Source organism: Parasphingorhabdus sp. (assembly GCF_039939955.1).
Taxonomy (GTDB): Bacteria; Pseudomonadota; Alphaproteobacteria; order Sphingomonadales; family Sphingomonadaceae; genus Parasphingorhabdus.
Window position 1 is genome coordinate 121269 of the sequence record NZ_JBDVHS010000006.1, and the last position, 13043, is coordinate 134311.

Below are 13043 nucleotides of genomic sequence, written 5' to 3' on the forward strand. Positions count from 1 at the left end.
GTTCCCTTTCGCTTAGAACACAGTGTAGGGATAGCGCGAATGTCCGACTCCTCAAATCTCCCCGCACCAAAATCTTCCTTGGTCTTTGTTTTCCTTGTCGTGCTGATCGACATGATGGGATTCGGCATCATCATGCCGGTTTTGCCGAAATTGATTACCAGCATCACCGGCGAGACAATTTCAAATGCAGCGGTCTATGCAGGCTGGCTCGCCTTTGCTTATGCCGCGATGCAATTTGTCTTCGGACCGATCATCGGGAACCTGTCAGATCGCTATGGTCGCCGTCCAGTCTTGTTGGGCGCGCTGGCCGGCTATGCCATCGCCTATACGCTAATGGGGTTCGCATCCTCCCTAATATGGCTATTCGCTGCGCGGATCATCGCCGGGATCATGGGGGCCAGTTTCAGCACCGCCTATGCCTATATCGCCGATATATCTCCTCCCGAAAAACGGGCACAGAATTTCGGGCTTATCGGTGCGGCTTTCGGACTGGGCTTCATCATCGGCCCAGCGGTGGGTGGCATATTGGGTGAATATGGAACCCGCCTGCCCTTTTTCGGCGCCGGTGTGCTGGCTGCGCTCAATTTAGTTTTCGGCTTTTTCATGCTCAAAGAAAGTCTGCCTGCCGAAAAACGACGAGCTTTCAAACTGGCGCGCGCCAATGCTTTCGCAGCCCTCAAGGCGCTGAACGGCCAGAATAAGGTTGTTTTCTGGTATGCAGCCGCACTGACAATATGGATGACGGCCCATGTCGTATTTCCCATTATTTTTGCTTTCTACCTCATTGAGTCCTTCGGATGGAGCGAATTGCGCGTGGGGCTGGCTTTTGCGGCCGTCGGGCTCGGTTCTGCGGTTGTCCAAGGCGGTCTGATCCGCTTGTTGATCCCGCGGATCGGCGAATGCAATGCTGCCATTCTTGGGGCCGTTGGGATGGCAGTCAGTTGCGTCCTCTACGTCGTTGCGGGGCAAGGAGAAGGATGGTTGATTTTCATCGCTATCCCCGTCGGCGCAATACAGGGTCTGTTTCAGCCTTCCCTCAACGGCCTGATGAGCAACGCCGTGTCCGATGATACACAGGGCGAATTGCAAGGCGCAGTGGCCAGCTTGCAAAGCGTTGCCTCGGTTATCGGGCCACCGATGTTTGCCGCCGTGTTCGCGGCCTTCACGGTCGCAGGCGGCCTATACTATCTCCCCGGCGCACCATTCGGATTGGCCGGAATCATTTGCCTGATTGCTCTGCTGATATTCCTGCGCGGCTACGCACTGCACCGGACCAGTACTGACATGAAACCGCCAACAGATACCAAAGGCCTGGCCGCTTAAATAGCCGCATGGCGCAGGGTCAACTGGCGCTATACCAGGCGGTACCATCCTTCATTTCCAACTGGGCGCGGCCGGTATATTCAAGATGCCGCAGCGTCGCCATCGCCTCGCCACTGGCCATGCCGATAACATCAGGGGTGATCGGACGGCGGAATAGATAGGGAAAACTGTCAACGACCCGCTTGGGACTTTCGCGCAACCCCTGCTCGAGATCATCAAGCGCCTCATTATGCCGTTCAGCCAACGCATCGAGCCGCTGATGTGCGCCCAGAAAAGGCCGTCCATGCGCGGGCAATATCAGCAAGTCATTATCCAGTTCAGCCCGGAACCGGTCGATGCTCGCCAACCATTCGCCAAGCGGATCGGCGGTCGGCTCGCTCAGCAGAGTCGAGATATTTGAAGTAATCCGCGGCAATATCTGATCGCCAGAGATCATCACCTTGGCGGTGTCATCAATCAGGCAGGCATGTTCAGGCGTGTGACCATTGCCAATCATCACGCGCCATTCATGGTCGCCGGTTTTCAATCTGGTACCCTCTTCCATCCGGACGTGACCAATTGGCAAATCCGAAACGGCCCGCGCAAAACGGCCCCATCCTTTGGCAGCAAAATCGTCAATCAGATGCTGCTCCCAGCCGCAGAAAAGCCATTCATCCAGCGCTTCTTGCGGCACGCCTTCGCGCTTGTCCGCGATCAACAGGCGGGTCATCAACCATTCCGTACGGTTCATGTGCAAGGGCACTTTAAACCGGTTGGCCAGCCAGCCCGCGCAGCCGACATGATCGGGGTGATAATGGGTGACAATGATCTTGGTCGCACGCTGTCCTAGCAGCGCACCTTCTTCGAACAAATGCTTCCAGGCCTCGACAACCTCGGACATGAACAGTCCGGTATCGGCAATAGCAAAGCCTTCACTGCCATCGGCATGCTTGTCTGCCAGCACCCAATTGTTGATATGACCAAGCGGCCCCGGAACCGGTGTCCGGGTCCAGCCGATGCCGGGCATCAATTCAAAATATTCACCATATTTCGGTTCATAGTCGCCGAGCGGATAGGTCAGGCCGTCCGATTCAATCGGATCAAAACCATGATCAGCGAGCATCGCATCATAAGCAGGTCGTTTTAGAGGAGCATCCATATACCAGCCATAGCCCCTTGCCGACAAGAAGCGCAAGCTGGTTTAATCAGCTAGTTAAACCCAGTGATCGCCGAGCGGTAACCGCCAAACAATGCCCTGCTGGGCAATGAAGCCTAGCTGTCTTTGAAAAGCGTCTCTGCTGTATGCTCAACAGGTGCCGCATCTTCTTCGCCGTCTTTGCCAGACAGCGCAGCTTCCGCATCACGTTCCGCTTGTGCCCGTTCTTCGTGCAGTTCGGCGATCAAGGCTTCCTTGTCTCCGCCCAGTTTCGCGTCATCGGCGACTTCAGGTTCAATCCCCGCTTTTTTCGCGGCCTTCGCAACAACAACGTCCAGCTCGCGCTGCGAACAGAGGCCGAGGGTCACAGGATCTTTCGGAACGATGTTAGCAATGTTCCAATGTTCACGCTCGCGAATGGCGTTGATGGTTGTCCGGGTGGTCCCGATCAACTTGCCAACCTGCGCATCGGAAATTTCCGGATGATTGCGCAAGAGCCACGCGATGCCATCGGGTTTATCCTGACGCTTGGAAACTGGCGTATAGCGTGGTCCCTTGGTCCGGCGCACCTGTTCAGGGCCTTTTTGAATGACCATGCGATAGTCCGAATCTTTCTCGGCTTTCTCGATTTCTTCATGGGTCAGTTCCTGCGCCTGTATTGGATCGCGGCCCGTATATTTGGAACTTGCGAGATCATCCGCCATCGCGTTGACTTCCAGAATATGGATACCGCAAAATTCAGCGATCTGTTCAAAACTGAGCGCCGTGTGGTCCACCAACCAGCTAGCGGTTGCATGCTGCATAAGAGGGGTTGCTTGTTCGGCCATGATGGCATCCTTCTGATAGCTGGCGCCTTGGGACCAGCGGCAATAAAAAATAAAGGGCCGCCCCCTTGCGGAGACGGCCTGTTGGAAGCTTATGTAGGATATTTGTAGGGAGTCGGCAAGATATTTGGCTAAACGCGCGCAAAAACCGCCTTTGCCAGCATCCGTCGTGACAAATGATAGTCCAGACGCAGCGCTTGCGGGACCAAACCGTTGAGAAACTGGTTTGCACTTGCCTCCCAGCTATAGCTCTCGCCATGCGCTGTGCAATCCGCCGGGTTCAGCCTCAAAGCGCATTTTATCGCCACATTCAGATCCCGATCCATCGCGCCGCTTTCGTCCGTCAAAATGTCTATTGGCCCGGTCACCGGATAAGCCGCCACGGGCGTCCCGCAAGCCAAAGCTTCAATAATCACCAGACCGAATGTGTCGGTCTTGCTGGGGAAGATAAAAACATCCGCGCCGGCGTAGTAACCAGCCAGTTCACGACCCGATTTTCTCCCGACAAAATGAACACCAGGATAGCGCGTTTTCAGATTCTCTAACGCCGGTCCATCGCCGACGACAACTTTCGACCCCGGCTGGTCGCTGTCGAGGAAACCCTCGATATTTTTTTCCACGGCCACCCGGCCGACGTAGAGCTGGATTGGTCTTTGCAGTTCACCATAGATCGCGGGCGTCGGCGTATCAGGGCGAAAATTCTCCAGATCGACACCACGACTCCAGTGATGGACATGATCCAGCCTTTCACTACGCAACTGCGCGCATATGCTCTCGGTAGAAACCATGATCGCTTCCGATCGTTGGTGAAACCAGCGAATATAAGGCCAGAACACACGCGGCGACAATTTGGTTCGCTTGGCAAGATATTCTGGAAATTGTGTGTGATAGGCCGTTGTAAACGGATGACCTGTCTTACGGCACCAGCGACGGGCCTGAACACAGAGCGGTCCTTCGGTCGCGAGATGCACCGCTTCAGCTCCAAATTCCTCGATTTGCCTGCCAATGGTGCGGGCACGGGTGAAAGCCATGCGGATTTCTGGATAGCTCGGTGCGGGTATGGAGCGATATTGATCTGGTGAAATCACCAATATCTCGTGCCCCCAGCCCCGCAACAACCCGATCACCGTGTCCAGGGTTCGGACCACACCATTGACTTGTGGATGCCATGCATCCGTCACCAGCGCGATCTTCATGCTGCTTGCTCCACAGGATCGGCCTTCTCCGACATCACGCGAGCGGGCTGCGCTCGCTCCGCCTTTCGCGCCGCGATTTCGTCGGCCCAATGGAGTATTTCCATAGTGCCATCATCGCACTCCACCAAAGCGGTACAGCCCTCGACCCAATCGCCGTCATTATAATATTCGATACCTTTGATATCGCGATGCTCCGCCGTATGGATATGACCGCACACCACGCCATCAACACCGCGATTTTCCGCTGCCTTGGCGACAAGCTCTTCATAGCGGCCGATAAATTCAACCGCATTTTTAACCTTATGCTTGGCCATTTTGGACAGCGACCAATAGGGCAAGCCCATGCGATTGCGCAGCTTGTTGACCAGCCAGTTCAAGCGCATCAGCGTCACATAGGCAAAATCACCGACAACCGCGAGCCAGCGATGCGCCAGCATGACGGCATCAAATTCATCACCGTGCAAGACCAGCAAACGGCGCCCATCGGCAGTTTCATGGATCGCCGAGCGCCGGATTTCTACCCCACCAAAGTTCAGTCCACTGAACTGGCGAAACATCTCGTCATGGTTCCCCGGGATATAGACAATACGCGTGCCACGCTTTGCCCGCTTCAATATGCGCCAGATGATGTCATTATGGCTATCCGGCCAAAAGAACCGCTTTTTCATCCGCCAACCGTCGATAATATCGCCAACCAGATAGAGGGTATCACTATCCACATGGTCTAGAAAATCGATCAAAAGGTCGGCGTTGCAGCCCCGTGTGCCGAGGTGAATATCAGATATCCAGATCGTACGGTATCGCGTCCGATCATGAGACCGGACCCTCGGCCTCCGCTTCAAGCGCGCTTCATAGTGGTCGGCATCGAGCAGCGGAACATTAGCTGTGGTAATGGGGGGAAATTGCTTGGCCATCGAAAACTCCCGTGGAATTTATCCATGGGTTTCTTCTTACGCCTTGATTGTTACAGCCCAATTCTCATTCTATGAAACTTTGATGACGCAGAGCCTATCTTTGCAAATAGTCTTGCAATCGCATTTGCAGATGCGGAACGGCGCAATCACTGGCCAAAAACTTAGCAACAGGCATAGTTTCCCAGCCCTGCCCTTCATCACCAAAGACAATTTCATCCAATATTTGAGGTGACAGCCGACAAACGAAGAAGAGCGCTACTTTGCCTGCGCCTCTCCAATTTGGGTAGGTTTGAACATGTTCAAACTGGTCAATGGCAATTCGGATCCCGAATTCTTCAAATGTTTCCCGTGCGACGCATTCTGCCCCGCTCTCGTTATTTTCACGCCCACCGCCCGGCAGATCAAGCATATTGGGGAACGGAATATCCGGCTTATCATCCCGACGATAGACTAGGATATCATCGTCAATGAACACCGCGACTTTTGCACCATGAAAGTCAGGCTGATCGCTCATGATGCTCGTTCGGCCTATTCGACCGTCAGCACGATCTTTCCGATATGATCGCCAGCCTCCATATGCGCATGCGCCTTGGCAGCGTCGACTAGCGGAAAGCTCTTGTCCATCACCGGTTTCAGCTTGCCTGCTTCGACATCCGGCCAAACATACCGGTATAGCTCGTCCGCCAGCAGCGCCTTACGCATTGCCGATTGCGGCCGCAAAGTCGAACCGGTGAGCATGACGCGCTTCATCATCACATGTGCCATGTTCAACGTGGCTTGCAACCCGCCCTGAACCGCGATTGTCACATGACGACCGTCTTCTTTCAGACATTGCAAATTGCGTGCAACATAATCGCCAGCAACCATATCCAATACGACTTCCACCCCTTGGCCGTCGGTGATCTTCTTGATCTCCTCGACAAAGTCTTGGCTTTTATAGTTGATCGCATGGTCTGCGCCGATCTGCTTGGCGGCTTCGCATTTTGCGTCGCTACCACAGGTCACAATGACGGTCAGGCCAAATAGCTTTCCAAGTTTGATCGCCATCGTGCCGATACCGCTGGTCCCACCGTGAACCAGAACCGTCTCGTCTTCCCGCGCAAAGCCGCGGTTAAATAGGTTGCCCCACACGGTAAACAATGTCTCTGGCAGCGCTGCAGCTTCAGCCATCGTCAGGCTGTCCGGAACAGATAGGCATTGTTCCACTGGTGCGACGCAATATTCAGCATAGCCTCCGCCGTTGGTTAGCGCGCAAACTTTGCGCCCGATCCAGTCCGGTTCAACGCCCTCGCCTAGTGCAACCACAGTCCCGGAGACTTCCAGCCCCGGCAGAGGGGAAGCTCCCGGAGGCACAGGATAAAGGCCCATTCGCTGAACAACATCTGGCCGGTTTACACCGGCAGCAGCAACCCGGATCAGCACTTCGCCGGGTTCCGGCTGCGGCACTGCCACAGTTTCGCTTTTCAAAACTTCCGGCCCGCCCGGTTCGCTGATCGCGACAGCGGTCATCTCTTTTTGCAACAATTCAGATACAGCCATTGAACATCCCCTGGGAAACTTGCGACCCCCCATTTTTTTACCCTTATTGACAGCAAAGCACGGGCGGTCAACATTACGTTACGGGAGGAATGTCGATTCATGGATGATGATGAAAATCTACCGCGCAAAACCAATGATCCGTTGGCCGCGTTGGTCAAACAGGATCTTGATCCACTGTCAGTGGATGAACTAGATGAACGGATTTCTGCACTGAAATCAGAGATAAATCGCTGTGAAGCCAAGAAAAGCTTTGCAGTAAGCCATCGTGCGAGTGCTGAAAACCTATTCAAAAAATAACAAGTGCTGGATTATATTGTAGCATTTGTTAACTTTGTTTTGCGAAATTCTGGTCTTACCGTCCGCAATAGGGCTGAATAGGGGAAGAGAAACGAAAAACAGATAGCTTTGACCGAATAGTGGAAACCCACGGTTTTCTGCCCTTGACGTTTGAGGCTAGACTTACAATCTAGAGTCCAAGCAGTTGATAAAAGCCCGGAACCAGTTGCACCGCACCAGTTTCGGCAATCGGAGCGTTCATACCGCCCCAAATTTGGAGTAATATATATGCCATCATTCGCCGAATCACTCGAGAAAACACTGCATCAGGCACTGAAAAATGCATCTGATCGCAGCCATGAATATGCAACATTGGAGCATCTTCTTCTCGCACTGATCGACGACGGCGATGCTTCTCAAGTGATGAATGCCTGCGGCGTCGATCTAAGTGAACTGGAGGACGCCGTTGTTCTCTATCTCGACAGCGAACTAGAGTCGTTAAAGGTCGAAAAGTCGATTGACCCTTCCCCCACTTCCGGATTTCAGCGCGTCGTCCAACGCGCGATCCTGCATGTCCAATCATCCGGCAAGGATGAAGTGACTGGTGCCAATGTTCTGGTGGCGCTCTTTTCCGAGCGGGAAAGCTACGCAGTCTATTTCCTTCAGCAACAGGATATGAGCCGGCTCGATGCCGTCAGCTATATCAGCCATGGCGTCGGCAAAGGCGGCCAGACCGTCGAACCGGCAGAATTGTCAGGAATGGAAGCCGACGAAGGCGCAAAAGAAAAGAGCAAGAAAGAAACAGCGCTCGATCAGTTTACCGTCAATCTCAACAAAAAGGCTGCCGATGGCCGGATCGATCCTCTGATCGGACGGCAGGCGGAAGTCGATCGGACGGTCCAGATCCTGTGCCGCCGTTCAAAGAATAACCCACTTTACGTGGGTGAGCCTGGCGTTGGTAAAACGGCGATTGCCGAAGGCCTAGCGTTGCGTATCGTTGAAGAAAACGTACCCGATGTTCTGCTGCCCGCAATCATCTATTCGCTCGACATGGGCGCGCTGCTGGCCGGGACACGCTATCGCGGCGATTTTGAAGAACGGTTGAAGCAGGTTGTGTCCGAGCTTGAGAAAATGCCCGATGCGATCCTGTTCATCGATGAAATTCACACGGTGATTGGCGCCGGCGCAACCAGCGGTGGTGCGATGGATGCATCAAATCTCTTAAAACCAGCCCTTTCCGGCGGCGTCATTCGTTGCATTGGATCAACGACTTACAAGGAATTTCGCAACCATTTTGAGAAGGACCGTGCGTTGCTGCGGCGCTTCCAGAAAATCGATATCAACGAACCATCGGTTGAGGATACGATCAAAATTCTCACGGGCCTGCGCGGTGCTTTCGAAGAGCATCACAAAGTGCGCTATTCACCCGATGCCCTGAAATCGGCGGTGGAATTGTCGACCCGCTATATCAACGACCGGAAGTTGCCGGACAAAGCCATTGACGTAATCGACGAAGTCGGCGCGATGCAGATGCTGCTGCCCCCTTCACGTCGCAAAAAGATGATCACCGCCAAGGATATCGAAGCGGTCATCGCGACCATGGCGCGCATCCCGCCCAAATCCGTGTCCAAGGACGACAAGAAAACGCTCGAGAGTCTCGAGAAAAACCTGAAGCGCGTGGTCTTTGGGCAAGATGAAGCCATTGATAAGTTGTCCAGCGCCATCAAATTATCCCGTGCCGGACTGCGCGAGCCAGAAAAGCCGATTGGCAATTATCTGTTCAGCGGCCCAACCGGTGTCGGCAAGACCGAAGTGGCACGGCAATTGTCATCGATCATGGGCATTCCGCTCAAACGCTTTGACATGTCGGAATATATGGAACGGCACAGCGTCTCCCGCCTGATCGGCGCGCCTCCGGGCTATGTCGGCTATGATCAGGGCGGTCTGCTTACCGATGCCATCGATCAAAACCCGCATTGCGTGTTGCTGCTCGACGAAATCGAGAAAGCCCATCCCGACCTGTTCAACATATTGTTGCAGGTCATGGACAACGGCAAACTCACCGATCACCACGGCAAGACGGTCGATTTCCGCAATGTTGTGCTGATCATGACAACCAATGCCGGTGCGTCTGATATGGCCAAGGAAGGCATCGGATTCGGCAACATGTCCAAGGAAGATGCCGGCGACGAGGCGGTGAAAAAAATGTTCACCCCCGAATTCCGCAACCGCTTGGATGCGATCGTGCCCTTCGCTTATCTGCCACCGGAAGTGGTGTCACGAGTGGTTGAGAAATTCATTCTCGAACTCGAGCTGCAACTGGCTGAACAGAACGTCCACATCACGCTGGACGACGATGCGCAGGCATGGCTCACCGAGCGTGGCTATGACAAGCTCTATGGTGCGCGCCCAATGGGCCGCCTGATCCAAGAAAAGATCAAACAGCCGCTTGCTGAAGAACTGTTGTTCGGCAAGCTGAAAACGGGCGGTGAGGTCAAGGTCCATCTGAAGGACAATGCATTGACGTTCGAAATCACCGCGGCGGCGCCAAAGAGCAAGAAAAAGAAAAACCCGCCGAAGAAAAAGGCTGACAGCAAGGCAAAATAGAGCGTTCGAAATTCGGGATTAAAAACCCGATTATCGGAAAACGGCGTGTCTGGTCACACGCCGTTTTTTCTACGCCTATACCGGAACCTTAGATGCAACTGTCGATCCGCAAAGACCGTGTGGCGTCGCTGATCAGGAAATTGGCTTCATCAGCCCGAATTTCAGCAAGCACCTCCGGATCAGACACTGATGCAAGAAACCCATCATAGTCCGCCTGGGTGGCAAAATGGATTTCGGTGATGACATCAAAATCCGGATCGGCTTGATCGGCCGCGACCCGGCTCTCTGACCGGTCGAGATAGTGCCGTTGATAATGCGAAAACATCGGCAGCAGTCGTTTGATGAGCGGTACATGGTTGGCCTCGTAATAGCTGCGAAAATCCTCTGCAGAAATCTCCGGCTTCTTTGAAATCAGAAAAAAGTGCTTGATCATCAAGGCTCTCCCGCGGGGATGTGTCCATTGGGTGTCGCGACACTGAAGCCGAGGGCGCCGATCATGTCCACTATCAGCTTTCGCATCCCCCATCTGACAGCTGTCACAGGAAAGTCCGGCATTGCACGCGCCACAATGCAGTAAGCCTTTTACCGCCATTTTGTGAAACACTCCTGACATAATGCTGTCAGCAGTGTTATGATATCCGGCGCTTGTTCAACCAAGGAGAAGGAGCAAGCGAATGACCGACACAAACCCCAACCGGCTCGTATGGACGGAGATCCCGGTGACTGATCTGAAGCAGGCAAATATTTTCTATGAAACGGTGCTCAAGGCACCTTTGACAGAGGATGATCAGGGTCCGCAGACCATGCTAATGCTCCCCGGCATGAGTGACAACGGTCCCTGCGGTCACCTCTATCAAGGCAAACCTGTAACCGCCGGCGACGGTATCACCGCCCATCTTGCGATCGATGGCGAGCTGGCCGATGCGATGGAGCGGGTTAAAGGCGGCGGCGGAAAAGTTATTTCCGATATCATCACCATTCCCGCCGGTTCGTTCTTCTATGCAACCGACCCCGACGGCAATTCCCTCGGCATCTTCAAATATTAAATGCGCAGAGCCGACCGCCTTTTCCAGATTGTCCAATATCTTCGGGGTGGTCGGCTGATCACAGCAGCCAGTCTGGCCGAACGGCTCGAAGTCTCGCCGCGGACCATCTATCGCGATATAGCCGATCTTCAGTCCACCGGGGTCCCGATCGAAGGGGAAGCCGGCATCGGCTATGTCATGCGCAGCGGTTTCGACCTGCCGCCGCTGATGTTCAACCGCGACGAAATTGTCGCGCTGGTAACCGGCGCTCGGATGGTCAAGGCCTGGGGCGGGACAGCGATGATCGCGGCGGCAGAAGAAGCGCTGGTCAAGATTGAAGCCGTGCTGCCGGAAGCTGATAAAGGCCGGGTTGGTGAGACGAAGATATTCTCGCCGCGCGTCGGCATGGCAGGACAGGCCCAAGAATTGATCGATCACTGCGAGCAGGCGGTCGACGCAAAAGAGGTTGTCACTCTGGACTATGGCGATGAGCAAGGCGCAACAACCAAGCGGAACGTGCAGCCTCTGGGTCTGTGGTTCTGGGGCAAGGTCTGGACGCTGGTCGGATGGTGTGAGCTGCGCGACGATTTCCGGATGTTCCGGCTCGATCGCATTTCCGGCATGGAACTGACTGGTCGGAGCTACAAGCCGGACCCGAAACGCTCACTTGAGGAATTCTCGCGCCGGCGAAGAGAAGAATATGCGAAAGAATTAACCAATCAAACCCACGAAGGACAATAAGATGACTGTAAAATTCTACACCAACCCCATGTCACGCGGGCAGATTTCCCGCTGGGCGCTGCACGAAGCGGGTGCGGACTATGAGCAGATCTTGCTGGATTACGGAACGTCGATGAAGGCAGATGATTATTTACAAATCAACCCGATGGGCAAGGTGCCGGCGATTGAGCATCGCGGCAAGGTCGTGACCGAAGGCGCGGCAATTTGCGCCTATCTGGCTGACGCTTTTCCGGCTGCTGGACTAGCCCCCAATGCTAAGGAACAAGCCGATTATTATCGATGGATGTTCTTTGCAGCCGGTCCTCTGGAATCCGCCATCACCAACCGGTCTCTGGGCTTTGAAATCGCGCCAGATAAGGAGATGACAGCTGGATATGGCAGTTATGACCGGGTGGTCGATGTGCTGGATACGAAATTCCAGGTGGATGACTATGTCTGCGGCTCCCGATTTACGATGGCCGATGTCTATGTTGGCGCGCAGATTACATGGGGCACACAATTTGGTACTCTACCCCAACGGGACTCATTCCTTGCCTACGTCAAACGACTGACCAACCGCGATGCCTATATTGCAGCCAAAGCCATTGACGACACGCTCATCACAGAAAATAGCTGAACAATTGATCGGAAGAAAAAAGGCCAGATGGTTATCCCATCCGGCCTTTCCTGATTTCAGTAAAAAACTAGTTCACTCGCCGCTAGTTGGTCGACCATATTGGACCCGCCAGGCTTCGAGATCCCGCTCATATTCTTCATAAGCGAGATAGAAATTGTTAAACGGCTGTTCCAGCTCGGCCAAAGCTTCTACCGCGAACACTTCGAGGTCAGCAGATTTGGTCACGATAGCCCGCTGGCTCACCTGTACGGCTTGATCGCAAAAGGGCCGGCGCAGCGGCGAGAAGGACCAGTAATTATACAGCCTTGTTTGATGACGATCATGTTCCTTCTTATAGCCGGAACCAATCTCCCGCCTGAACTTGTTAATGATTGCATTGTTCGCGCGGCGCAGCGAAGCGCTGTTATTCTTGATAAAAGCGTTATAATCGCCGACCAGACGTTCATAAAGTGGTCCGGTGCAGCTTAGCGCCGCGACGTTCATACCCGCCCGAACATGCCATAGGCTCTCCAAAGGACCGAGATCACGGTTGATCGTTTGACGCAAGCCATCAGCACGGAGTTGAGGCACCACGGTCAAGGTGCTTGCGCCAAATGGCGCTGTCGGTGCGCGTGGCGTATATTGTGGCTGGACCACCGGAGCTGGCGCCGGCGGCAGCGGTGCGGTTTGGCAAGCGGCCAACATGGCCAAACCACCGGCAACCACGATAAGGCGCAAATCTTTCAAACCCGGCATAGAATATTCTCCCAAAATATTGTCATTCCCTATGATTCGTGCCGATGCTTGTCCAGTATTTGCATGTAAATCTCGGTGAACCGGCAAAAGAAAAAGCCCGACAGTTTCCTGC

The 13043-nt window shown here is 54.1% G+C and carries 14 protein-coding genes; 6 read left to right on the forward strand and 8 right to left on the reverse strand.

What is annotated here, in order from left to right:
- The first annotated feature begins 39 nt into the window (after positions 1-39).
- Positions 40-1323, forward strand: a complete 1284-nt coding sequence (locus ABJG22_RS11790; RefSeq protein ID WP_348020468.1) for a TCR/Tet family MFS transporter — start codon at positions 40-42, stop codon at positions 1321-1323.
- 19 nt (positions 1324-1342) lie between these two features.
- Here the strand turns inward: ABJG22_RS11790 and ABJG22_RS11795 are convergent, their stop codons facing one another.
- The 6 genes from ABJG22_RS11795 to ABJG22_RS11820 all read right to left on the reverse strand — a co-directional run bounded on the left by ABJG22_RS11795 (position 1343) and on the right by ABJG22_RS11820 (position 6931).
- Complete coding sequence (locus tag ABJG22_RS11795) at positions 1343-2461, reverse strand: MBL fold metallo-hydrolase (RefSeq protein ID WP_348020469.1); 1119 nt, start codon at positions 2459-2461, stop codon at positions 1343-1345.
- A 113-nt stretch (positions 2462-2574) separates the two neighbouring features.
- A complete protein-coding gene (locus ABJG22_RS11800; protein WP_348020470.1) occupies positions 2575-3285 on the reverse strand; it encodes a DUF1013 domain-containing protein in 711 nt (236 codons plus the stop codon).
- A 128-nt stretch (positions 3286-3413) separates the two neighbouring features.
- Positions 3414-4478 carry a glycosyltransferase family 1 protein gene (locus ABJG22_RS11805; protein ID WP_348020471.1) on the reverse strand — a complete coding sequence of 355 codons (1065 nt, stop codon included), beginning with the start codon at positions 4476-4478 and terminating at the stop codon, positions 3414-3416.
- Positions 4475-5392: a UDP-2,3-diacylglucosamine diphosphatase gene (locus ABJG22_RS11810; RefSeq protein WP_348020472.1), complete on the reverse strand. Its 918-nt coding sequence runs from the start codon at positions 5390-5392 to the stop codon at positions 4475-4477. The genes ABJG22_RS11805 and ABJG22_RS11810 overlap by 4 nt, the downstream gene beginning before the upstream one ends.
- Before the next feature lie 94 nt (positions 5393-5486).
- Positions 5487-5906, reverse strand: a complete 420-nt coding sequence (locus ABJG22_RS11815) for an NUDIX hydrolase (protein WP_348020473.1) — start codon at positions 5904-5906, stop codon at positions 5487-5489.
- Between the two features lie 14 nt (positions 5907-5920).
- Positions 5921-6931, reverse strand: coding sequence for an NAD(P)H-quinone oxidoreductase (locus ABJG22_RS11820; RefSeq protein WP_348020474.1), 1011 nt, complete (start codon positions 6929-6931; stop codon positions 5921-5923).
- Between the two features lie 99 nt (positions 6932-7030).
- Here ABJG22_RS11820 and ABJG22_RS11825 point away from each other — a divergent pair, with 99 nt between their 5' ends.
- A complete protein-coding gene (locus ABJG22_RS11825) occupies positions 7031-7228 on the forward strand; it encodes a DUF1192 domain-containing protein (protein WP_348020475.1) in 198 nt (65 codons plus the stop codon).
- Positions 7229-7495: 267 nt separating this feature from the next.
- On the forward strand, positions 7496-9814 hold the full coding sequence (gene clpA, locus ABJG22_RS11830) for an ATP-dependent Clp protease ATP-binding subunit ClpA (RefSeq protein ID WP_348020476.1): 2319 nt from the start codon (positions 7496-7498) through the stop codon (positions 9812-9814).
- An 88-nt stretch (positions 9815-9902) separates the two neighbouring features.
- On the opposite strand, the gene ABJG22_RS11835 is transcribed toward clpA, so the two are convergent.
- On the reverse strand, positions 9903-10247 hold the full coding sequence (locus tag ABJG22_RS11835; protein ID WP_348020477.1) for an EthD domain-containing protein: 345 nt from the start codon (positions 10245-10247) through the stop codon (positions 9903-9905).
- Positions 10248-10488: 241 nt separating this feature from the next.
- On the opposite strand from ABJG22_RS11835, the gene ABJG22_RS11840 reads away from it, so the two are divergent.
- From ABJG22_RS11840 to ABJG22_RS11850, 3 genes are read left to right on the forward strand one after another with little or no spacing between them, the layout of a single operon-like run.
- The gene (locus ABJG22_RS11840; protein WP_348020478.1) at positions 10489-10860 is read left to right on the forward strand and encodes a VOC family protein; all 372 of its coding nucleotides are present in this window, start codon (positions 10489-10491) and stop codon (positions 10858-10860) included.
- On the forward strand, positions 10861-11580 hold the full coding sequence (locus ABJG22_RS11845) for a YafY family protein (protein ID WP_348020479.1): 720 nt from the start codon (positions 10861-10863) through the stop codon (positions 11578-11580).
- A gap of 1 nt (position 11581) precedes the next feature.
- Complete coding sequence (locus ABJG22_RS11850; protein WP_348020480.1) at positions 11582-12196, forward strand: glutathione S-transferase family protein; 615 nt, start codon at positions 11582-11584, stop codon at positions 12194-12196.
- 72 nt (positions 12197-12268) lie between these two features.
- Here the strand turns inward: ABJG22_RS11850 and ABJG22_RS11855 are convergent, their stop codons facing one another.
- Positions 12269-12931 carry a hypothetical protein gene (locus tag ABJG22_RS11855; protein ID WP_348020481.1) on the reverse strand — a complete coding sequence of 221 codons (663 nt, stop codon included), beginning with the start codon at positions 12929-12931 and terminating at the stop codon, positions 12269-12271.
- Between the last annotated feature and the right edge of the window lie 112 nt (positions 12932-13043).

What these genes read in the sequence shown, in the direction of transcription:
- ABJG22_RS11790 (WP_348020468.1), top strand. Translation starts at nt 40, where the DNA reads ATGTCCGACTCCTCAAATCTCCCCGCACCAAAATCTTCCTTGGTCTTT.
- ABJG22_RS11795 (WP_348020469.1), bottom strand. Translation starts at nt 2,461, where the DNA reads ATGGATGCTCCTCTAAAACGACCTGCTTATGATGCGATGCTCGCTGAT.
- ABJG22_RS11800 (WP_348020470.1), bottom strand. Translation starts at nt 3,285, where the DNA reads ATGGCCGAACAAGCAACCCCTCTTATGCAGCATGCAACCGCTAGCTGG.
- ABJG22_RS11805 (WP_348020471.1), bottom strand. Translation starts at nt 4,478, where the DNA reads ATGAAGATCGCGCTGGTGACGGATGCATGGCATCCACAAGTCAATGGT.
- ABJG22_RS11810 (WP_348020472.1), bottom strand. Translation starts at nt 5,392, where the DNA reads ATGGCCAAGCAATTTCCCCCCATTACCACAGCTAATGTTCCGCTGCTC.
- ABJG22_RS11815 (WP_348020473.1), bottom strand. Translation starts at nt 5,906, where the DNA reads ATGAGCGATCAGCCTGACTTTCATGGTGCAAAAGTCGCGGTGTTCATT.
- ABJG22_RS11820 (WP_348020474.1), bottom strand. Translation starts at nt 6,931, where the DNA reads ATGGCTGTATCTGAATTGTTGCAAAAAGAGATGACCGCTGTCGCGATC.
- ABJG22_RS11825 (WP_348020475.1), top strand. Translation starts at nt 7,031, where the DNA reads ATGGATGATGATGAAAATCTACCGCGCAAAACCAATGATCCGTTGGCC.
- clpA (WP_348020476.1), top strand. Translation starts at nt 7,496, where the DNA reads ATGCCATCATTCGCCGAATCACTCGAGAAAACACTGCATCAGGCACTG.
- ABJG22_RS11835 (WP_348020477.1), bottom strand. Translation starts at nt 10,247, where the DNA reads ATGATCAAGCACTTTTTTCTGATTTCAAAGAAGCCGGAGATTTCTGCA.
- ABJG22_RS11840 (WP_348020478.1), top strand. Translation starts at nt 10,489, where the DNA reads ATGACCGACACAAACCCCAACCGGCTCGTATGGACGGAGATCCCGGTG.
- ABJG22_RS11845 (WP_348020479.1), top strand. Translation starts at nt 10,861, where the DNA reads ATGCGCAGAGCCGACCGCCTTTTCCAGATTGTCCAATATCTTCGGGGT.
- ABJG22_RS11850 (WP_348020480.1), top strand. Translation starts at nt 11,582, where the DNA reads ATGACTGTAAAATTCTACACCAACCCCATGTCACGCGGGCAGATTTCC.
- ABJG22_RS11855 (WP_348020481.1), bottom strand. Translation starts at nt 12,931, where the DNA reads ATGCCGGGTTTGAAAGATTTGCGCCTTATCGTGGTTGCCGGTGGTTTG.